16 protein-coding genes and 2 pseudogenes are annotated in these 23,319 nt (G+C 34.4%); 9 read left to right on the top strand and 9 right to left on the bottom strand.

Annotated features, from left to right (window positions below):
- Positions 1-9 precede the first annotated feature (9 nt).
- Positions 10-945 (top strand): mannose-6-phosphate isomerase, class I, encoded by a 936-nt coding sequence (gene manA, locus V6C74_RS01005; protein ID WP_002454176.1) that lies wholly within the window; start codon positions 10-12, stop codon positions 943-945.
- A gap of 67 nt (positions 946-1,012) precedes the next feature.
- On the opposite strand, the gene V6C74_RS01000 is transcribed toward manA, so the two are convergent.
- Complete coding sequence (locus V6C74_RS01000) at positions 1,013-3,865, bottom strand: YhgE/Pip domain-containing protein (protein WP_002454177.1); 2,853 nt, start codon at positions 3,863-3,865, stop codon at positions 1,013-1,015.
- 294 nt (positions 3,866-4,159) lie between these two features.
- On the opposite strand from V6C74_RS01000, the gene V6C74_RS00995 reads away from it, so the two are divergent.
- Positions 4,160-6,256, top strand: a complete 2,097-nt coding sequence (locus V6C74_RS00995) for an amidase domain-containing protein (protein WP_002454178.1) — start codon at positions 4,160-4,162, stop codon at positions 6,254-6,256.
- Between the two features lie 165 nt (positions 6,257-6,421).
- On the opposite strand, the gene V6C74_RS00990 is transcribed toward V6C74_RS00995, so the two are convergent.
- Complete coding sequence (locus tag V6C74_RS00990) at positions 6,422-6,982, bottom strand: isochorismatase family cysteine hydrolase (protein WP_002454179.1); 561 nt, start codon at positions 6,980-6,982, stop codon at positions 6,422-6,424.
- A gap of 150 nt (positions 6,983-7,132) precedes the next feature.
- Positions 7,133-9,097, bottom strand: coding sequence for a hypothetical protein (locus V6C74_RS00985; protein WP_002454180.1), 1,965 nt, complete (start codon positions 9,095-9,097; stop codon positions 7,133-7,135).
- 251 nt (positions 9,098-9,348) lie between these two features.
- Between V6C74_RS00985 and V6C74_RS00980 the strand changes: the two genes are divergently transcribed.
- On the top strand, positions 9,349-9,777 hold the full coding sequence (locus tag V6C74_RS00980; protein WP_002454181.1) for an organic hydroperoxide resistance protein: 429 nt from the start codon (positions 9,349-9,351) through the stop codon (positions 9,775-9,777).
- Between the two features lie 139 nt (positions 9,778-9,916).
- Here the strand turns inward: V6C74_RS00980 and V6C74_RS00975 are convergent, their stop codons facing one another.
- The 3 genes and pseudogenes from V6C74_RS00975 to V6C74_RS00965 all read right to left on the bottom strand — a co-directional run bounded on the left by V6C74_RS00975 (position 9,917) and on the right by V6C74_RS00965 (position 14,309).
- Entirely contained in the window at positions 9,917-10,534 is a 618-nt protein-coding gene (locus V6C74_RS00975; RefSeq protein WP_002454182.1) for a metallophosphoesterase, read from the bottom strand.
- A 35-nt stretch (positions 10,535-10,569) separates the two neighbouring features.
- Positions 10,570-12,220 (bottom strand): annotated as a pseudogene (locus tag V6C74_RS00970) (ABC transporter permease).
- Position 12,221: 1 nt separating this feature from the next.
- Complete coding sequence (locus V6C74_RS00965; RefSeq protein ID WP_016898522.1) at positions 12,222-14,309, bottom strand: extracellular solute-binding protein; 2,088 nt, start codon at positions 14,307-14,309, stop codon at positions 12,222-12,224.
- A gap of 137 nt (positions 14,310-14,446) precedes the next feature.
- On the opposite strand from V6C74_RS00965, the gene V6C74_RS00960 reads away from it, so the two are divergent.
- A complete protein-coding gene (locus V6C74_RS00960; protein ID WP_002454186.1) occupies positions 14,447-15,346 on the top strand; it encodes a LysR family transcriptional regulator in 900 nt (299 codons plus the stop codon).
- A gap of 105 nt (positions 15,347-15,451) precedes the next feature.
- On the opposite strand, the gene V6C74_RS00955 is transcribed toward V6C74_RS00960, so the two are convergent.
- Positions 15,452-16,249, bottom strand: a complete 798-nt coding sequence (locus V6C74_RS00955) for a hypothetical protein (RefSeq protein ID WP_002454187.1) — start codon at positions 16,247-16,249, stop codon at positions 15,452-15,454.
- Positions 16,250-16,521: 272 nt separating this feature from the next.
- Here V6C74_RS00955 and V6C74_RS00950 point away from each other — a divergent pair, with 272 nt between their 5' ends.
- From V6C74_RS00950 to V6C74_RS00930, 5 genes and pseudogenes are all read left to right on the top strand, one after another.
- Positions 16,522-16,698 (top strand): hypothetical protein, encoded by a 177-nt coding sequence (locus tag V6C74_RS00950; protein ID WP_002454188.1) that lies wholly within the window; start codon positions 16,522-16,524, stop codon positions 16,696-16,698.
- 225 nt (positions 16,699-16,923) lie between these two features.
- Positions 16,924-19,455, top strand: a pseudogene (locus V6C74_RS00945) (MMPL family transporter); the annotation flags it as partial.
- A gap of 60 nt (positions 19,456-19,515) precedes the next feature.
- The gene (locus tag V6C74_RS00940; protein WP_016898520.1) at positions 19,516-19,770 is read left to right on the top strand and encodes a hypothetical protein; all 255 of its coding nucleotides are present in this window, start codon (positions 19,516-19,518) and stop codon (positions 19,768-19,770) included.
- Between the two features lie 23 nt (positions 19,771-19,793).
- Positions 19,794-20,750, top strand: a complete 957-nt coding sequence (locus V6C74_RS00935) for a glycine betaine ABC transporter substrate-binding protein (RefSeq protein ID WP_016898519.1) — start codon at positions 19,794-19,796, stop codon at positions 20,748-20,750.
- A 188-nt stretch (positions 20,751-20,938) separates the two neighbouring features.
- Positions 20,939-21,514 carry a TetR/AcrR family transcriptional regulator gene (locus V6C74_RS00930; RefSeq protein WP_016898518.1) on the top strand — a complete coding sequence of 192 codons (576 nt, stop codon included), beginning with the start codon at positions 20,939-20,941 and terminating at the stop codon, positions 21,512-21,514.
- A gap of 81 nt (positions 21,515-21,595) precedes the next feature.
- Here the strand turns inward: V6C74_RS00930 and V6C74_RS00925 are convergent, their stop codons facing one another.
- Together V6C74_RS00925 and V6C74_RS00920 are read right to left on the bottom strand one after the other, a co-directional pair.
- The gene (locus tag V6C74_RS00925; RefSeq protein ID WP_016898517.1) at positions 21,596-22,282 is read right to left on the bottom strand and encodes a type 1 glutamine amidotransferase domain-containing protein; all 687 of its coding nucleotides are present in this window, start codon (positions 22,280-22,282) and stop codon (positions 21,596-21,598) included.
- A gap of 14 nt (positions 22,283-22,296) precedes the next feature.
- Positions 22,297-23,313, bottom strand: a complete 1,017-nt coding sequence (locus tag V6C74_RS00920; RefSeq protein ID WP_016898516.1) for an NADP-dependent oxidoreductase — start codon at positions 23,311-23,313, stop codon at positions 22,297-22,299.
- Between the last annotated feature and the right edge of the window lie 6 nt (positions 23,314-23,319).

Raw genomic sequence — 23,319 nt, 5'->3', positions numbered from 1 at the left:
GTGTAAGATATGGTATTGTTTCTTAAGCCTGTATTTCAAGAGCGCATTTGGGGTGGCAATGCTTTAACTCAGTTTGGTTACGATATTCCAAGTGATCAAACTGGCGAATGTTGGGCTATTTCAGCACATCAGAACGGACCTAATGTCATTGAAAATGGCAAACATCAAGGTAAGACGTTAGATGAGGTATGGGAAGAAGATCGTGCGTTGTTCGATAACGATTCTAGAACGCACTTCCCGCTTCTAACTAAAATTCTAGACGCTCATGATCAACTTTCAGTACAGGTTCATCCTAATGATGACTATGCACTTAAACATGAAGGTGAATATGGTAAGACAGAGTGTTGGTATATTCTTGATGCAGAACCTGGCTCAGAAATCATCTATGGTGTAGAAGCACAAACAAAAGAAGAATTAGAACAACTCATTGATAATAAAGACTTCGACCATTTATTTACTCATGTTCCAGTTCAACCTGGCGACTTCTATTATGTTCCTGCTGGTACAGTACATGCGATAGGTTCAGGCATCCTCATCTTAGAGACACAGCAATCTTCTGATACCACATATCGTATTTATGATTACGATAGAAAAGATAAAAATGGCAACACACGTGAATTACATTTAGAACAAAGTAAAGAGGTTATCGATATTTCTAATCGACAGCCGAATACTTCTCCACATACTAAAGCGATTGATGGTAACACTTATACGCTGTATGTGTCGAATACGTTCTTCACAGTAGAGAAATGGGATATTTCTGAACATCTAACTTTAACGAAACCTCATCCGTATTGCTTAGTTTCAGTTATTGAGGGTGATGGTCAATTAACAGTTGATGACGAAACATTCACTGTTCAAAAAGGTACGCATTTTATTTTAACTACAGAAGATAAAGCAATTCAGTTTAATGGAAACATGGAGCTAATTATTAGCCATCCTTAAATAAGCATTGCTTATAACTAAAATAATCCCTCGAATTGAACCTTACAATTCGAGGGATTTTAGTATATTATTCAGTTACTTTACTTTCTGCTGCACGTTTAGCAATTTTACGCATAATTGGATCCATCACAGGTTTCATACATATACCAAATATAATAAATCCGAGGCCGAACAATGTGAGTACGACAACTTTAGTAATTAATATTTCAGGTACAATACCACCTACAGTTTCACGTAAGGCGCCAATGGCATAAGTGAAAGGCAGATATGGTGAAATGGTTTGGAAGAACTGTGGTGTCGTTTGAATTGGGAATGTTCCTCCACCCCCTGCGATTTGTAATACGAGCAAGATAATCGCTACAGCTTTACCTGGATTACCTAACATGGATACGCATGTATAGATGATTGAGTTAAATACGAGTGAACTGAATACAGCGATGGTTACGAATAAGACTGGTGATTCCACCGCCGCTTTAAGTATCACTAAGTCACCTATCGACACGATAAGTGCTTGAATGATACCTAAGAGGAAGAAGAAACCAGCTTTTCCCATATAGATTTGTCGTGCTGTTAATATAGGTCGTAAATGTTCATGTTTGTTATCAACTGAAAGTAAACTTACCATTAATAAGCCGCCTACCCATATTGATAACGCTGTATAGAATGGTGTCATTCCTGAACCATAATCTTTCACTGGGAAGACATCCGTAGTCTTTTTATTAATAGGATTTGCTATTGTGTCTGCTTGCTTTTTCAAATCGTTCTTTAATGTGTCTATAAGTTTGTCGATAGCATCATCTTTGTCTAGTTTCTTGAAGACTTTATCTGCTTTTTTAAGATCCTTCTCAACGTCAGGCAATTTATTCTGTGCGAAGTCAGCTAGTGAAGCTAAACCTTCTTTCGCACGTGGTTGATTCTCATTTAATAAATTAACAGCGTTGTCATATCGATTAAATAATGCCGGTAAGTTTTGGTTTACTGATTGAGTGACATTAGCTAACTCTTGTTCCAATTGTGGTAAGTCATTGCGCACGAAACTAGCGGCTTGTGCAACGTCTTTCTTCATAGTTGGGAAGTAAGCTTGAGCAGTTTTCATGGCATTAATGTATGTTTGTTCAATACCAGGTAAAGTGCTTTGTATAGTATCAATACGTTCTTTACCATCACTTAAAATATCTTGACCTGCATTAATCACTTGGTTGATTGAGTTCAATTTCGATTGAATTGTAGATAAAGTATTCTGACCTTTATTTAATTGATCTGTAATTTCGTTTGAAACAGCTAATAAATTGTTGTTTAGTTCATTTTTAATATATGAACGGAAGTTATCAAGATTATCACTCAGTTTTGGCAGTCCACGAAGTACTTTTACTGCTTCAGATTGGCCTGAACTACCATTTGATAAAGCATCAATTAATTGATTAGTTGTACGTAAACTATCATTAATTTGGTTATTCGCCTTTTTAATATGTTTAATTTCTGATGATAAATCTACATCTTCACTTTTCTCTAATTCTGAGAGAATATCGATCATTTGTTGATTATATTTAGTAGCATTTTCCAATCGAGATTTAATATTCTCAAGTGGTTCTTTAAATTGTGTAGGTTTATCTGATGCGATAATACCATATGCCATGTTCTTCAACGCTTTAATATCTTGTTGAGTGGCTTGAGCTTGTTTGTCTGTCTGATTTGATAATGATAATAACGATTCTGTTAAGGCGGTGTTCATTGATTTAACGTCGTTTTGTGTTAAATCTGAATCATTGTTAGATGAATCACCTATCGTACTCATTTGGCTGGTCTTTATATTAGAGTAACTATGCCCTTGATCTTTATGGCTTTGGGTAGCACTTTGTTGCTGTGTCGTTGTCTGATTGTTTAAATCTTTATTCACAGCACCATTCACTTCTTGTGCTCTACCGGCAGCTTCTTGATAGTCTTTCACACGCTGCTTCGCTTGAGTTAAATATCCTTGTGCGTCGTTTAATTGACTACTTGCTACATCAATGCCTTCACTAGCAATGTCTACGCCTTTATTAATCTTAGGAAATTGTGCTGGCACATCATTGGAAGCTACATTGAGTAGTCGTTCAATATTCGGCATATAATCATTAAGTGCTAGGATGAGTTTCGCCTTCTCATTTAAAGCGGGAACAGCCGAATTGACTGCATTGAGTTTATCTTGAGCATCAGTAATATTAGCCTTATATTTACCTAAATCTCTAAATTTATTCGCATATTGATCTAACTCGTCTTGATGATTGTTAAGATAAATAACTTTGTCAGCGAAGTCGTTAATCTTAGGTAATGCATCATTCGCTTGATATACCGCATTTTTAATCTTAGTGATTGTCGGCACATTGTCTTCTAATGTTAGACCGACTTTATTTGCTTCAGTTAACAATGCTTTCGTAACTGTTTTATTAAATTGCTCATTGGCTTTCTCTACAACGAGCGATGAACCTGTATCTGTCAGTTTCGCCGCTACGGCATTAATTTTTTGGTTCACTTTGAAATTAACGTCTGCTTTTTGCGGATGCTTTCTTAAGGTGCCAGCAACTTGATGTGTAAACTTACTTGGTATGTATATACCGGCATAGTACTTACCCATCTTAATTTCATGGTCAGCTTTTTCTCGGCTAACAAATTGCCAATCGAAACTGTCATTGTTCTTTAACGATTTGACCATTGTATCGCCGACGTTAATTTTTTTACCTCGAACTTTGTCACCACTGTCTTCATTTACTACTGCTACTTTAATATGGCCTGTATTACCATACGGATCCCACATCGCCCATAAATTGAACCATGCATAGAACGAAGGTAGAATAGCTAGACCTGCTAAGATCACCCAAACGCCCGGCGTTTTCGCTACCCTCTTCAAATCCGTGATAAAGAGTTTTAGTGCGTTCTTCATATTCACACTCCTATTGAGAAGGTCTTTAATATTTATTCTTTATAATAACTCTATTTTTATTCTTGAAAATGACTCCCCCCCATCATTACTTGATCATTGAGGAGATACTTATATTATTTTATAACATTTCTAGGAAAGTAATTTATTTTTACAAGTAAGATTTGTATAATAAATGTATTAAGGTGCATTACGTTTCGTTGATAGATATCAACAATATAAGTCATAAGTTAAATTATACCATATTCTCAATTATTATCACACCAAAATTAAACTTTTCGAGGGAGAAAAAATATGATGTCGAAAAACAAATTGTTAATTTATTTACTATCAACTACGTTGGTATTTCCAACATTCACTACCCCTACGGCCGTTGCGAAAGATAATACAGATGACATAAATCAACAAACAAAGGTAACTCATAAAAGTTCACAGTCGAAAGAAGATAAACAAGAGCAAACTGATAGCAATCAACGTGCGCACCAAGCTGAAAAAGCTTCTTCTGAGAAATATCCTTCTAAAGAGAACGGTAAAACATCTAAAACGCATAATAAAGATAATGATGTTAAAGCGGATAAAAACAAAACATCTAATCACTCAGATCAAAATTCTAACCACTCACATCAAACTACAACAGCAGTTACTGATCAAAATAAGCAAAAAAATACAAATTTAGTTGACCAATTTTACCATAACGTTGCTCAAAGTCAGTCTCATATGAACGACCTGTTAAAACCTGATAAATATGATGATAGCTTTAGTTTAACTACATTAATTCAAAATCTTTTTAACTTTGATTCTAATATTTCAAATTATGAACAGTCAGACGATCATACAAGTCAATCACCTTCCACTTCAAATAGAGATGATTCTACTGATAGTGATAACAATGATTCTAAAGAGGTAACATCGAATAAAAATACTAATTCAGACATTCCTTCTGAAGGAAGTCATTCCTCTCATTCTGAAGATCAATCACATCAAAGTAGTACATCATCTTCTAAAGCAGAAACAGATGATTCAAAGGTGAGTGACGCACTATCTCAATGGGAACATGACGATGATAAAAATACTTCCCAGTCACAAGGTCAATCGTCTCAACAAGATGAATCTAAACAGTCATCAAATCAAACGCATCAATCATCTTCTAATCAAACAACATCACATTCATCGAGTAACAACAATCATTCAAGCATATCTGATTCAGCTCTAGATACCATTCTTGATGAATATAGTGAAGATGCTAAGAAAACCCAATCTAATTATGAGCAGAAATCTAAACATCAGAAGAACACATCGCAGTCTTCTCAAAATAATAATCCGCAACTACCTACAGAGGATGAATTGAAACATAAATCTAAACCGGTTCAATCGTTTGAGAATGATATTAAAAAATCTAATACGCGTTCAACAAGTTTATTCCAACAAGTCCCACAAATTGAAGATGGCAAAGTGTCAGACGATAACTTTAATGTGGTAGACAGCCAAGATACTCGTAAATTTATTAAATCGATTGCTAAAGATGCACATAAAATTGGCCAAAAAGAAAAAATTTATACCTCTGTTATGATGGCTCAAGCTATCTTAGAATCTGACTCAGGTAAAAGTAATCTAGCTCAATCACCTAACTATAATTTATTCGGTGTTAAAGGTAGTTATAATGGGGAATCTGTGAACTTCAATACACTAGAGGCTGGTAGCGATAACCAAATGTTTAGTATAAACGCTGGATTCCGTAAATATCCTAATTTGAAATCCTCACTCCAAGATTATGCTGACTTAATTAAAAATGGTATTGAAGGCAACCCTACAATATATAAACCTACTTGGAAGAGCGAAGCATTAACATATAAAGAGGCAACGTCACACTTATCACATTCTTATGCGACAGATCCGAATTATGCTAAAAAGTTAAATAATATCATTAAACATTACAATTTAACTGCATTTGATAAAAAACGTATGCCAAATCTTAAAAAATATACTCAATCTATTGGAACAGAAACTTCAGGAAGTGATTTCAAACCATTTGTTGAAGCTAGTGGATCTTCACCATATCCACAAGGACAATGTACGTGGTATGTTTATCAACGTATGCAACAATATGACTCATCTATTTCTGGTGATTTGGGTGATGCACACAATTGGAACAATCACGCTGAAAGAGAAGGTTATACTGTAACACATTCACCTAAAAACCATACTGCTGTTGTCTTCGAAGCTGGCCAACTTGGTGCAGATACACAATATGGTCATGTTGGTTTCGTTGAAAAAGTCAACGACGATGGTTCAATTGTGATTTCAGAATCTAATGTTAAAGGTCTTGGCGTTATTTCATACAGAACCATTGATGCAGAAGATGCAAATGATTTAGATTATATTCAAGGAAAATAATAAGAGTTACTCAAGATAGCATGTCTCTTCATAGAGCTTGCTATCTTTTTTATTTTCCGGGAAATAGTTGAGTTTGATATGTATTTATTATAATCCCTCCATAAACAATGTTTACGGAGGGATTGCTCAATTTGTATTTCATCGTTATATAAGGATGTTACTTTACTATAAATGGTTTCTCCATGATTCGACTGATTCTATTTCGCATGAACGATTTAAAATTTGTTCTATTATGAAATCATGCTTATCATCTGAACGATCTCCCACAGCATCTTCTAAAACTGTAATTTGATAATCTTTATCTGCAGCTTCAAGTGCGGTACTTAACACCACTCCACTTGTCGAAATACCTGTTAAAACAAGATGATTAATTTGATTCGCATTCAAGAAGACCTCTAAACCACTACCTGTAAAGGCACTAAAACGTCGTTTAGTCATGATTGGTTCATCCTCTGCAGGTTCTAATTCCTCAAGAATTTGTGCAAACGCATCATCCTCTGTCATGGATATACCACGTTGTTTAAAACTTGAGAACACACGATTATGAGGTGAAACGTCTGCAAAGTTTTTCTCTAATGCAACACGCATAAAGACTACCGGAATTTGGTGTGCGCGTGCTGCTTCTATTGCGCGTTGATTTGCTTTAATTAAACTATTAATTTGTGGCACATTATCTGCGATACCTTTTTGCATATCCATCACTAATAGTGCTGTTTGATTTGTCATAGTCATACTCCTTCAACTCTTTTTCATGAACAGTTTCTACATTAGAACGATATGAGATACTCATTCTCCAATTATTTATATTTATTTCCATTGAAAAGTCACCCAAACATTTTAACAATTTTAAGACGTCCGGGTGACTAAATTTATTAATTATGATGCATGATGTTTCTTACGGCGACTTACCCAAATCAACGTGCTTCCAATCACTAAAGCAATGATTGCAAATGGTAAAACACTCAATTTAAGAACTTTACCTGCAGCTGGTAAAGAGATATTGCCGTCGTCATTTAATATTCCACTCAATAAGCCATCACCTGAACCTAACGATAAATTGTTCTCTGGGGATGGTGTATCCATATTACCAATACCATCTAGTATAGAATCTTTAGAGTTTAAACCATCTAATATACCTGATCCATTTGTTAAACCTGCGAGTTGATTTAATATATCAGCGAATTGACTACTGTTGTGATGATTACCATGGATTCTATCAAGTAATGATGGGCGATCTTTTATTGGTGATAAAATATAATTTAAATCACCTTTAGCTCGTTTAACACGATTTTGAAGTTGCAATAAGTCATTTGCTTTACCGTTTAAAGCGGATTGTATCAGTTGTAACGCATCTGTTTTATCATTTTGGATACGTGTAATGACACTTGCTAAAATTTTCGCTTTATTTTGATTCAATCGTGTAGCTAATATCGTTTCGATTGCTTCTTTTTTATTTTTAGCATTATTTAATACGTCATTTAAAATATCATCTGCTGTTGCGTGACCATTTTTATCAAAATAGTGTTTTAATTGCTCCACAATTTGAGATTGACTCAAGTGACCATTGGCTAATTTCTTTGCTATTTGAGAAGCTTCTTTGTTTCCTAGTCGCGTAGATAATAGTTCTTTAATCAATTTTTCTTTATTATGTGATTGATTCAACATTGATTTAAGAATATCATCACTTGAAGTTGTGGCAACGCCATCGATCTGTTTCGCGATTTGATTAGCAATGTCTTTATCAGATTGACCTTTAATTTTAATGTTTTTCAATGCACGTTGAGCTTCATTGTTACTCATGATGCTATGAAGTATATTTTCAGTGGTCTTAGCTTTATCTTTATCATTTTTAAGTTGATTTAATATCGCACTTTGTTGTCCATCAAGTTTTTGATGCGCTCGATCAATTTCACGTTTTAATTTTTGCTTATTATCGTCGGATAAATGGTTATCTTTCTTAACTTTGCTTTCTAAAGCACCTAAATCATTCAATTTACGACTTAGATAGTTCTCATTATTATCATTTTGTCGTGATTGTCTCTGTGCAAGCGCATGTGTGATTTTATCACTACCTTGTAAGTCCTTAGTGATTTTTCCAATCGTATCCTCAGCATCATCCCTATTTTGATTAGCTTCTGATTTTAGTGTTGCTATATCATGTTCTATTTGATTTTGACGCTCTTTGTTATCAGATTGATTTGAAGCCTTTTTATCACTTTGACTCGTACTAGAACTTTCATTTGAGCGGAGAGAATCCACATCATCTTTGATAGAGTCTAATTTCTTGAAAATGGTCGTATCATTAGCCTGTGCTTTAGTATCATTGTCTTTAGCTTCTGTATTCTGTGTATCTTCTTTATGAATAGCGTCTATATTGGGATGGTCTTCATTTACACCATTGTTTGGTTGATAGTTATCAACATTATTAGAAATGGCATCCAAATCTTCTAAAAATTGATCTAACTCCTTAGACGCTTTTGAATCGTTGTTACTATCATTAGAGACCGTTGAGTTTACTAACTTTTCATTATGTTGTTTCGCATCTTTAATAATAGCGTCTATTTTAGAGTCATCTTTGGCACGATCTATACGAGTTTGATAATCTTTGATATCTTCTTTTGATAAGTCTTTTAAGTGATTTAGTTTATCTTTAGCTTCTTTAATGTGTTTACTTAAAGAATGATTTTGATCTTGCACTTGCGTCATCGTACGAGATGTCTCTGTAGAATCTGCGTGTGTATTGTGCGTAAATCCATAACCAATGATTGTCCCGCTGACAAGTAGTGCTGTACATGAGATTTTTAAATATCCGCTAAGTTGGTTTACACGTGTTCTCTTCATATATTTACTCTCCTTCTATAGATTTCCCAATTACTCAATTCAATATCATTATATACCATTTTACATAAAGATACACTTATCATTTTTATTACACTCTTTTAGATTTCTGTAGATTATTTAAAAATAATATTAAATATAAAATCACATTTCTTGTAATTTTGACTTAAATGGTATTATACTTCGTTATAACCTTGATTAGTTAAACAAAATATCTAATCAAGCGTAATCAAATAAGGTAAGGAGTTTTCAAAATGGCAAAACCTTTATATACTACGACAATAATTTCAAATGGTGGCCGTGATGGTCGCGTATTTAGCCCTGATAATACATTCGTTCAAAATCTAGCAACACCTAAAGAAATGGGTGGTCAAGGTGGTAATGACACGAACCCTGAACAATTATTTGCTGCTGGATATAGTGCATGCTTTAACAGTGCTTTATCATTAATTTTATCCCAAAACAAAGTAAACGATGCTAACCCAGAAGTAGAAATCACTATTGAATTAATTAAAGATGAAACTGACAATGGCTTTAAACTTGCGGCAGATATCAAAGTAACACTTGAAAATATCTCTCAAGAAGACGCTGAAAAATATGTAGAACAAGCTCATCAATTCTGTCCTTACTCTAAAGCAACACGAGGTAACATCGACGTGCAATTAGAAGTAACAGCACAATAAAAAAGACGATAAAGCCACACCATTTAAAAATCCCCTTACTATTATCAGTAGTAAGGGGATTTGGTGTTTAACCTATGCTAGATATTTTCTGATGTATTATGACGCTTAACATTTCATTTTGTAGTAACGTTTGTTTATACTACTTTAATTTAACGCGACGCTCTTGAATTTTAGCATCATTATCAGAAACCTTCACAGAATACTGTTTCTGCGATGTTAAATCTAGTAATGTTAAGTATTGATTATGACCTGCGCCTGTATCAATATCTATGACACGATGTTCAATATGAATGTTATCTTTTTTATATCCTAATCTATAATTCGGCACATGGCCGTGAACAATAACTTTATTTTTAGGTAAGAAGTGGTTTAAATTTTCTGGAGCATGGCCTGTAACAACTGCTCTTGATTGTTTGCGCATCGACTTACTTGTATCAATTCCTGCATGCACAAAAATATATTGATCAATGACTTTATAATATGGAAGTTCATTGATAAATTGATGCCACTGAATCGCTGGTTTGTCTTTACGTTCGAGCCATCTTAATTCATGATTCCCCACTAACGCGATAGCCCCGTCGTTTACTAATTGTTTTACAAATTTTAATGTTCCTACTGAATCTGGGCCATTATTGACATAGTCCCCGATAAGTACAAGTTGGTCATCTTTTGCATCATAGTGAGCTGCTTTCAGCAATCGCGCTAAAGACTTACCATGCCCATGAATGTCCGATACTGCTAATAATCTTTTAGGCATCTGTGCATCACGCTCCTCTCACTACTACTGAACTCTTAAAGCTTTTTCTTTCTTTGATACGTTTCTAATATGAATAAAATGATTGAAGTAATACCTATAGACATTATTGCCATTGCCATGCCTTGGGCAGAATCCCCTTGCTCAAATTGACGGTAAATAAACGTTGAAGATGTATCCGTATTAGGTGGTCTCAACATTAACGAAGCAACTAATTCTCTCATAGATATGCAAAATATAAGTATCCATCCAGAAATAATGCCTGGTCTTAATAAAGGAAATGTAATTGTTCTAAACAATGTCCATCCTTTACTACCTGAAATTTGAGCTGCTTCAATAAGATTTTTACTTAAACGTTGATCAACCGTTCTTATGTTTTGAACAGCGTATGGAATATAAAGCACTGTGTAAGCAACTACTAATATTCCGATTGTATTATAAATCGGTAAGGGATTATGTTTATTATTCCAAAAAAAGGATTAACCCAATAACCACAATAATACCAGGTACTGTGTTTGGTAATAAACTTGAAAAGTCAATCACCCGACCTAAGGGATTACGTTTTCGTGTGATTAATACAACCCATAGACCAATTAAACTTGCTAACGTAGCCGAAATAGTAGCTAACATGACGCTATTAAATAAAGCTATGCCACCATTACCCGATAATACATTAACAAAGTTTTGCAAAGTAAAGTTACTTAGATGAAATCCTGACGATAACTGTTTCATAAAGGCATTCATAAAGATACTAGCATAAGGTAAAACGATAGTAACGATAATTTCACAAATAATAAATACATAACATAATATATTCCACTTATTGCGAGAATGAACTTTCACTTTATGTCCTTTTCCAGCATTAGAACTTAAGTGATTTCGCGATTGAAACCATTGTTGAAATGCCCATACTGTCATACTCACAGCTAATAATAAAGTAGATAATAACGCTGCTCTTTGAAAATCAATCGGCCATATAGAAGCACTATGATGAATTTCTGAGGTTAATACCTGAAAGCCTATTCTGTTTCCCATTGTGACTGGTGTACCAAATTCTCCGATTGTTTTGACGAAAATAAGCAATGCTCCCATACTATATCCTGGTGCAAAAAGTGGCACTATAATTTTACGAAAACGATAAAAGAATGTACCTCCGTAAATTTCAGCTACTTCTTCTTGTGATTGATGAATTGTCATGAGTGCATTTTTCAAAATAATATATAAAAATGGTGTCAAGTGGCAACTCATGATCAACACCATCCCAAAAAAGCTAAAGAAATATGGTGTCACACGTGAGAAAATGGGGCTGAGTTGTTCCAACAGCCCATTTCTCTGCATTGTTAGCATCCATCCCATTGATCCGATATAAGGTGGTGTCATAAATGGAATCATAATAACAAGATCTAACCATTGATGTTTAGAAAGTGAAGTCTTTGTCATAATATAGCTCAGTGGTAGTGCAATGATTGTGCATAATATGACGACTGAAATACCTAAAATAACTGAGTTCCATAATATTTTAAGGTGGTAAGGTTGACCTAGTTGTTGGATGTGTTCCCCAAATGTGCCATCCTCACCAGACACAAACCCTTTAAAAAGTATTAAACATAAGGGCAAAATGATGAGTAGGAACAACACAATGACTGCTAGTACTTGGTTCACACGATAGAATGAAGAATGATGTCGCATATTATCTCATCAATTCCGTGAACTTTTTCAATACTTTTTCACTCTTATCACTTAAATGATTCCAATCATATTTATACTCTTTGATATCTTTACGTTTAGCTTTACATTTTTTCTTCTCTACTGATTTGTCTGCTGGAATTAAATAATGATCATCCACTTGCTTTTGACCTTTAGAACTAGTGACATAGTCCATATATTTTTTAGCTAACTCTTTATGTTTTGATGATTTTAGAATAAATGCTGGACGTGGTGAAATAGCCGTCTCTGATTTAGGATATTTGATGTCTACCGGTTCACCTTTTGCTTTCGCTGCATATACCATGTAGTCTACACCACCATATACAACATCATTGTCACCTTTAATCACTGATTCTAATGCAGGTTTATTCGCACCAGCAAGTTTCATGCCATTTTGCTTCAATGCTTTATATTCATCCCAAGCTTTACTTCCTTCGTTATTCACTTTAATAGATAATAAATCTAATGCCGTACCAGATTCTGAAGGATCAGGAATGGCAATTTTATTTTTAAATTTAGATTGAGTTAAGTCTTTGACGTCTTTAGGTGGATTTTTAACGTTTTTAGTATTGTAAGATAAATCTAATGCACTGCCACTAAATCCATAATAGTATCCGTCTTTATCTATCCAATCTTTATATAATTTTTTATGATTTTTAACTTTATAAGGTTCAATTAACCCTTTCTTCTTATAATCTAATGCTGCAGGTAGTGATGCGAGTTGAACTACATCTGCTTTAGGATTATCTTTTTCAGCTTCTAAGCGACCAAGAATTTCTCCAGTAGTTCCTTGGAAAACTTGTACTTTTTTCCCCGTTTGTTTTTCGAATTGTTTGACCATATCATTAACTAAATTATCTGGTCCTGCTGCATATAAAACGAGTTTATCTTTACTATTTCTGTCATTTGAACTCGATTTAGAACTATTACTCCCTTTGTCGCCATTCTCTGGTTTATTTTGACATGCTGCTAATAAAACTACCGTTGCAATTAAGATTACGATATATTTAGTGAACTGCTTCATGTTTAGTTTCCCCATTTTTATAAAGTAATTTTCAGGAATATCAAAGGTTAAATTGACCGTCTCATTCTCTTGAAAATAGTTACTATCGTAAAACATAATCGAGACACCATGCGATGATGCTGTATATTGATAACGTTCACCTGTGAAGCTTACTGTCTCAATGACAGCGGGTGTCGCTTTCGAATGAGTGGCTTCTTCTATATGTACGTGTTCTGGGCGAATTAATACGCCATATTTCCCCTCTTTAGTTTGGATAGAATGATTAAGTTGAAAACCTTCATTCGTGCTTAAAACTTGATTATGACTCACGCCTTCTAAAAATGTCCCCTTCCCAATAAATGTGGCAACTTCCTTGTTCTTAGGATGTTGATACAATGTTTCAGGCGTTCCATATTGAACGATACGTCCATTCGACATGACTGCAATATAATCTGACATACTCATAGCTTCATATTGATCGTGTGTGACGAATATAGCGGTCATGTCATATGTTTTAATTAATCTTTGAATCAATAACTGCATATCTTCCCTTAAACTTGCATCTAAAGCCGATAATGGTTCGTCCATCAATATCAGTTTGGATTGTGAAATAATTGCTCTGGCTAATGACACGCGTTGTTGTTGACCACCTGAAAGTTCATGAATCGCTTTATCATAGTGTTCTTCCAAGTGAACCTCTTTCAGCGCTTGCATCACACGTGTTTTTAAATCTTTCGTATCTTTATTTACCTTCAATGGATACGCAACATTTTGGAAAACAGTCATGTGTGGCCATAGTGCGAAATCTTGAAAGACCATCCCTAAGTCTCTCTCAGCCGGTGATACATATGTATGTTGGTTAGAATCATAATAAGTGCGCTCATCATGATTGATACTTCCAGAATCTGGTGTTTCTAAACCGGCAATTAATCGTAACAACGTGGTCTTACCACATCCTGATGCCCCTAGGAGCGATACGAATTTACCACTCTCAATCGTTAAATTAATATCTTGAATCACAGTCCTTGAACCAAATGATTTTTTAATATTTTTAAGTTCTAAAACCACATCCTCACCTCTTTCAATTACTACTATAGAAAAAGATTGTTAATAATTATTAAACAGAATGTTAACGCTAACTCAAAAAATTATATGTAATATGTATAAATGTATAGAGAAAATTTATATTTGGGAGGTGACATGCTTTGAATACAAAGCAGATGATGATATTTAAGCAGTTTGTTGAATTTCAAAATGAAAATGCGGTAGCTGAATCAATGAATATTACTCAACCGACCGTTACATTTCATTTAAAAAATTTAAATAAATATTATGGTATTCCTTTATATTACAAAAAAGGAAAGCATTTTAAATTAACTGAAGCTGGGGAATTGTTATATCGAAATACAACTAAATTATTAAATTTAATGCAGGAAACAAATGATGTCATGTCAGACTTCAAAGCTTCTAAGCGAGGAACTTTAAAAATTGGTGCAAGCCATGCGCCTGTTTACCACATTTTGCCAGAAGCCTTTAAAAGTTATATGAATAATCATCCAAATATACAAATTGATTTAACAGTAGATACAGCGCCTCATATTATTGATAAATTGAGAAGTAGAGAAATTGAGTTAGCTGTCATTTCTGAAAATGCCTTTTACGAGAATGATTTAAAGGTAAAACGTTTTATGGAAAATGAATTAATGATAGCTATGGACAAAGAACATCCACTTGCTCATAAAGAAGCGTTAACTATGAAGGATTTAGAATACTATGATTTTGTTATACATAGTGGAGGATCTACCAGAGAAAGTATTGATGAGTGGCGTCGCGATAATTTAGTACAACTTCGTGCACGTATGCAATCGAATAGTTTGAGTAGTATTTTAGAAACGATTAAACATTCTCATTATTTAAGTTTAATTAGTCATAGTGCAATTCAACATCGTCAAGACATCGTAAGTAAAAAGCTACCTAATGGACCTAGACCTCGATACATATCAATAGTTTACCGTGATGATATGTATTTAACTCCAGTTATACAGAATTTTATCTTACTCATATACAATGTAAATTTCGGGGAAGCTCCAAATCAACGTACGTAGATAACGTAAAATAAAAAGCAGGAAGTGTTTGAAACACAAAGTAGAAATTAAACCTAACTTTGTCTCAACTCACTTCCCTACTTTCATGAAAGTAACATTTAATTCTTAGTAATTTTCAAATATCAGATTGGTTTTAAGTTGATCTTTCTTCTCATGAATTCCTAATTGATCTAATCTCTTAATGATAGCACTTTGAACTTTTTTCGCTTCCGCTTCATTGGTAACTTTAGAGGAGATTTCTACAACATTTTGATCTTTAATATCCCAGTTTTCGATCTTCACTTCATTACCATCAATATTACCTTTATGTCGTTCAAAATGAACCGGTCCAATTAAATGAGGTTGTTTGATTTTATCTAATGCATCACTATAAGGTTGTTCAGCATGAGTCTTTAAAATCTTTAAACTATCTTGAGCATTAGGCATAGCTAAACTTCCTGAACCTAGTTTTTCTTTTGCTTCTTTTGTCACGCTTAATGTTTCTTTACCTTCACCATATTCTACTTCGTACCCATCTCCATTATAGCCATCTGCTTTTGCTTGTTGAATGGAGCTAGACACATCATGATTAGAAATAGCATATCTCTTTTTATACTGCAGTTTATGTTTACTATCATCTTCAGATTTGCGTATACGATAAGAGACGTTGTTTTGATAATTCGTACGGTTGGCATCATCTAAATATTGAACTTGAAAGTCTTCATCTTTGTCTTCTGAACCTAAATCTTCTAAGACACTGTGCTTAATATGGCGATTGTCTCTTACTATTTTATGACTATCTGCATATACTTTAACTTCATATTGATCTGGTTGATTTGTCTCAGCTTGCGCATTATGCGTTACTCCGCTACCAAGTAAAATTGCTGTTGTAACCATTCCAACTTTAATTAATGAACTTGTCATTCGCTCCCACCTCCACTTTCAACATAAACGATGTTTATGTAGCAAACATGACATTAAAATAAATAGATAATAAATTTTTATAAAGTTTTTGAATATATACTTTTATAAAATTTATATTCTCACTACTATATTTCACAGTTTGTTAAAAATATTCTCCTATCACATTAGATATTTCAAGATTAAAAGGGAATATGAAAGTAACTTCATAAACTATTTCTTCATTATATATATCAAGAACTAGGCGACAACGAGATACTGTAGGAGGACGATGTATGTTAACAACTTCCATTATTTTTATGGTAATTGGTCTAATACTTATTTTAGTGAGTAGAATCGTGTCTAAAGCTGAATCATTTGATTTAAGAGAGAAAATTTATGTACCAGGTTTGTGTTTACTCTTAATAGGTACGCTTTGTTTAATTGGTCATTTTGTTAATGCTTCACTCTAAATATCTTATTGCTTAATCATTTTCTAAAAAAGTAACAACAATTCTGACTATCTGTTGCATTTTTCAACGTCTTACTCAAATTAGTGGTGTTTAGGGCGTTGGGAAATTGTTAAATTAGTATATGTAACTCACAAGCACCTTAATTTTAATGCCTCCAAATCGCGTTAAAATTATTAAGAATTCCATGCTCTGTTGCAAAATAATATACAAATAGGAGGAAATGTCTTGGCAAAACTTTTATACAAATTGGGCAAATTCATTGCTAAGAACAAATGGGTGAGTATCCTTGCATGGTTAATCGTTCTAGGCGTTATTATCACCCCGCTAATGATTAACTCACCTAAGTTTGATGATGACATCACAATGAATGGTCTAAAATCATTAGATACAAATGATAAAATCACTAAAGAATTTCATCAGGATAGTCAAAAAGCCTCGATGAAGATTGTCTTCCATTCCGATAAGAAGAATGGTATTACAGACAAAGATACTAAGAAAGATATTGAAAAAGCACTTGATAATATCAAACAAGATGATGATTACGTACAAAACGTAAGTAACCCTTATGATTCTCATCAAGTTAATGATGACAAAGATACTGCAATCGCAACAGTTAATTATGTCGTTAACCAAACAGCGTTGCAAGATTCTTCTAAGAAAATTATCGATAGAGAATTAGATGATGTAAAAGCAGATCATAGTCTTAAAATTGAGCAAACTCAAGGTGGCTCAATGAATTCTGAAGTAGGTGGTTCTTCAGAACTTGTAGGTATTGTCACTGCCTTCATCATTCTACTTATCACATTTGATTCATTAATTGCAGCTGGTATGCCAATTGTCAGTGCACTCATCGGACTAGGTTCCAGTGTTGGAATCATCGCTCTATTAACATTTATATTCGATATTCCAAACTTCACACTGACTCTAGCTGTAATGATAGGTTTAGCCGTTGGAATAGACTACTCTCTATTTATACTCTTTAGATATAAGGATGTGCGTAAACGTGGTCTAGAACCTGTCGAAGCTATTGCGACAGCAGTTGGTACTGCAGGTAGTGCCGTTATCTTCGCTGGTGTAACCGTGATGATTGCAGTTTGTGGTTTATCACTAGTTGGCATTGATTTCTTAGCTATTATGGGATTCGCATCAGCAATTAGTGTATTATTCGCTGTGCTTGCTGCGTTAACACTTTTACCAGCACTTATTAGCGTGTTCCATAAACGTATTAAGATTAAAGATAAACCTGAAAAGAATAAAGATCCTAAAAATCATCCATGGGCTAAATTTGTTGTAGGTAAACCAATCATTGCTATTATTATTAGTTTACTTATTTTAATTGCAGCTGCCCTTCCAGTGAGTGGTATACGTTTAGGTATACCTGATGATAGTCTTAAAGCTAACAATACATCAGCGCACAAAGCTTATAACTTAATTACTGATAACTTTGGTTCCGGTTATAATGGCCAAATCGTTATGTTAGTAAACACGAAAGATGGCGGAAGCAAGAAAGATATCCAACAAGATTTAAATAATATTAGAAATGATATTAAGGATATGGATAATGTAGATAAAGTGGCATCACCACAATTGAATGATAATAATCACTATGCATTGATTTCTATCATTCCTGAAGATGGTCCAAATGAACAGTCTACAAATAATTTAGTTTATGATTTACGTGATTATAATAAAACTGCTAAAGAGAAATATGACTTTAATACAGAGATTTCAGGACAAAGTGTAATTAACATTGATATGTCTGAAAAACTTAATGAAGCTATCCCAGTATTTGCTGGCGTTATTGTACTCTTAGCATTTGTGCTACTAGTATTTGTATTCCGTTCAATCCTAGTACCATTAAAAGCTGTACTCGGCTTCGTATTATCATTACTAGCAACACTTGGATTTACGACACTCGTGATGCAAGATGGCTTCTTAGGTAGCCTATTCGGTGTAGAAAATACGGGTCCTTTATTAGCATTCCTACCAGTCATCACCATTGGCTTACTCTTCGGACTTGCCATTGACTATGAACTCTTCTTAATGACACATGTACATGAAGAGTATAGTAAAACGGGTGACAACAATCATTCTATCCGTGTAGGTACCAAAGAAAGTGGTCCAGTCATCGTTGCAGCAGCACTCATTATGTTCAGTGTGTTTATCGCCTTTGTCTTCCAAGAAGATTCAGCGATTAAATCCATGGGTATTTCAATCGCATTCGGCGTTCTTTTCGATGTATTCGTTGTACGCATGACTTTAATTCCAGCACTTACTAAATTATTTGGTAAAGGTTCTTGGTATATTCCTAAATGGTTAGGCGGCATCTTACCTAAGATTGATATCGAAGGTAAAGCTTTAGAAGAAGGTCATTCAAACACGAATACTTCTACGAATAAAGCACCTCGCTATAACCGTCGTAATCGTGATGAAGACATTTATTATGATGACCGAGAATATACACGTCGTCATAATCAAGCATATGATAAACGTGATGCACATGATGAGAGACATAGACGTTATGATGACCGCGAGCGCTATTTCAATCGTGATCGCTATGGCAATAATGATAAAGAGGACTATCCTCGCTACGTTCGCCTAGATGATGACCGTCGTGGCTATGGGGAAGATCATTTTTCGGAAAATGACTCACAATATCGTAGATCACAATATAGACAAGATGAGAGAGAATCAAATGTAGATGAACCATCTCGTCAACGACGTGAGCATGTAGATTATGAATCTCTTTACACACAATAAGGTAATCATTACCGTAGTGAAGGCGAAAGAGACAGATATGAACGCAACCCTCATCGTGTGGAAAGATATGACCCTCAATCTCGATACGAGGATGGCCGATACGATGAACGTCATTATAGAGGTCATGCGCAACGTTCTGATAGTGAGTCTCGTACAACTGATTTATTTAAACAATTGTCTCGCGAAACTAACGATCAAGATATGTTATTTAACGCATTAATGTTATATGCACGTGAAAATAACAAATATTTATATGATGACTATGCGCGTCGTGCACCTCGCAGACATGATAATGAAGATGAGAGAGAGTAAAATCACAAAGGAGGAAACGCCGAATGTTCAAGAAAAGTAGTTTCAAAGTTTTAGGACTACTTGCCACACTCGCCTTAGCAATTGTGCTAAGTGCGTGTGGTAATGGCGACAGTAGATCATCGAGTGATGGAAATACGTCGCTAGGTAAGAAAGATGTTAATATCCCTTATATTGCAAGCGATAATTCTACACCACGTTCATTAGTTATTGCGGAAGTCCTTAAAAAAGCTGGTTACAATGTTACTACTACGCCAATACAAGCGAGTGGTCCATTATATGCGTCAGTATCTCAAGACTCTGACTCATTCCACGCATCAGGCATCTTCCCTTCAACTGATAAAAGCTTTTACAATAAATTCAAAAGTAATTTAACTGTTTGTGATAAGAAGAATTTAGTTGATAATGTTAAAGTTGGCTTAGCTGTCCCTAAGTATGAACAGGTTATTGATTCAATTTCAGACTTAAATAGCAAGAAATCTACTACTAGTAGTAACAGCTTTGGTAAATCTGTCGATTGGACAATACAAGGTACAGATGCTAGAAATGGTGTTATGAAACAAACTAAAAGTGAATTAGATGATGGTCAATTAGACAAATATAGTCTTAAAGAGTCATCTGACCAAGATCAATTTAAAACGATTCAAAAAGCTTATAAACAACAAAAACCTATCGTCTTTACTGCTATGGAACCAAGCTGGTTCTCTAAGGAACTTGATATTAAAATGTTGAAAGATCCTGAGAAGATTTACGGTAAAGATGATGAACATATTAACCTAGTGTTTAATAAAAATTTTAAAGATGATCATCCTGCTGCATATACGATTGCAACACGTATTTCCGATAATTGGAGCAAAGATGATGAAGAAAAATTAGCGAAAAAAATCTTCAAAGATAATAAAAACCCTGAAGATGTTGCTAAAGATTATGTAGATGATCATGATACTAAAGTCGATAAATGGCTAAAAGGTATTGATCACTAACTAAAAATCGATAGTATCATTAACCCCTTCACATTGAATGACAGTGAAGGGGCTTTTCTTTGTTCACTTATCTTAAAATGATAATCATCAGGAGTTATATTTGGTAAAAACACGCTACTTATGATAAATTAACGTATATTCTAAGTCATGAAGTATCCTTTGAGAAGAAATATAGAGGAGAAATGTGTATGCCTACATCAACGCAAAAACGTATGATTCGACATATCAATAAAACTGTTTTCGAACTGTTATATGATTATCACTTTGATGAGATTACTGTACAAAAGATATGTGAAGTAGCTGAAATTAATCGCAGTACCTTTTATCGTTATTTTCAAGATAAATATGACCTACTCTATTCATTACCTCCATATATGACGGGCGAAATCATGGGTGATCCAAATACAGAGCAGTCTATTGATACCGCTGAGTCATTTAAAGCGTTTATTTATTATATAGAACAACATAAAACTGTATTCAAACACTTGCTCGTATCTTCAAGGCAAGTCGATGTATTTAGAAGTCTGACACATGCAAGTCGCGAAATGATGTTGTATGGTTCAAAGAATAATCACAATGATCCATTAGCACTTAAAATTCGAGAAAGTAAGCACCCTAAAAATTTAGCTGACTTCTATAGTAGTGGCGTCATAGAAGTTTTAAGACGCTGGGTTGAAAATGATTACAATTATTCTGTTGATGAAATCTTTGAAACACTAAATGCAACACTAGAAAGTTCTCTAAACGGTTGTAAAAATTCATAAATGAATAAGTTTTAAAAAAGCACGTATCTCCTACTTACCTGCTCACATAAGTAAGATAGAGATACGTGCTTTTGATTTAATTTAGAATAAGAGTTGTTTTTTAACGGCTTCAGCAACTTGTGATGGAGACTGAGGGTTTTGTCCTGTAATGATTCGATCATCGACTTCAAGAGTTGATGTAAAAGGCACACGTCCGAAATGATAGCTGGCACCACGGTGTTTGATTTCATTTTGTAAATGAAATGGAATCATCGTATCTCGTTTAGCTAGTACTTCTTCAACATTTGAAAAACCAGTCACATTTTTATTTTGTATGAGAAATGTGCCTCCTGCATCTTTAACGTTTAGCAACGCAGCAACACCATGACAAACTGCTGACACAATACCACCTTGCTCATATATCGTGTTCACTGCACTTTGTATAAATTTATTTTCCGGGAAATCATACATGACACCGTGACCCCCAGTGAAATATACAGCATCATATTTATCAGGTTGAGCTTCGCTGATAGGTTGAGAATATTTCAACATATCCATGAAATGCTCATTGTTATAATATGCCTTTGTAGTATTGTCTAACATAAATGGACTAAGGCTCACTGGGTCAATAGGTGTATTACCTCCTGTGATGTTGAATAAATCAATATCTACATTCGTGTCTTTGAAAGCATCATAGAAATGAACAAGTTCACTTAGCCAAAGACCCGTGGGCGTTTCCGTATTACCGAAGTACTCTGTACTTGTATTAACAATCATTATTTTCTTCATTAGTTTCACCTCTTCTATTCATCTTCCATCTTCACAATAATTTTACCTTTAGCTCTGCCGCTCTCAGAGTATTCTAAAGCTTTTTGTGTTTCTTTAAAGTCATATACTTTATCAATAATAGGTTTAATTTTTCCAACTTCAATGAGTTCTGTGATTTCTCTTAATTGTTGACCACTTGGATGCATAAACAGGAATTCATATTGAACATCGTATTTTTTAGCTAAACGTTGATATTTATATGAAGCTGCTTTGAGTATGCCACGTTTAAAGATACTTTTATCTAATTTTCGTGCGTTACGTTCAGTTGGCAGTCCTGAAATGGACGCTATGATGCCTTGTGGCTTAAGAATTTGGAACGATTTCTCGAGGTTATCTCCTCCAAGCGTATCAAATACACCGTCGAAGTCTTTGAGTACCTCTGAGAAGTCTTGTTCTTTATAATTAATAAATTCATCTGGATTGAGTGACTCAATGAGTTCTTTACCACTATCGCTTCCCGTTGTTGCAACATAGAGTCCTTTAGCTTTCGCGTATTGGATTGCAAAACTTCCAACACCGCCAGATCCAGCTTGAATAAGTACTTTGTCCCCTGGTTGCGCTTGAATAACCTCATTGATTGCCTGATAAGCTGTTAAGCCCACTAAAGGTATACTCGCCGCTTCTTCATACGATAATCCTTTAGGCATTGGCGCGATTTCTTCTGCATTAACCGAAATATATTCAGCAAATGTACCAATTTTAGATTTTCTTGGACGACCATAAACTTTGTCCCCTACCTTAAATTGAGTGACTTTGTCTCCTACTTCATATACTTCACCAGCAAAGTCATTGCCTAAAATGAGTGGAAATTGATATGTTAATAACATTTTAAGCCCACCATCACGAATTTTAAAATCGATGGGATTAATGCTTGCTGCTTTAATTTTTACACGAACTTCGTAAGGACTCATACTTGGTAATGGCATTCTTTCAAGTGATACAGGTCCTTTACCATAATGATGGATGACCATTGCTTGCATATCTGTTTTCATCTTTTT

The organism is Staphylococcus capitis subsp. capitis (genome assembly GCF_040739495.1).
GTDB classification, from domain to species: domain Bacteria; phylum Bacillota; class Bacilli; order Staphylococcales; family Staphylococcaceae; genus Staphylococcus; species Staphylococcus capitis.
Note: the sequence above shows the minus strand (reverse complement) of the source record. Positions and strands in the feature narration are given on the sequence as shown.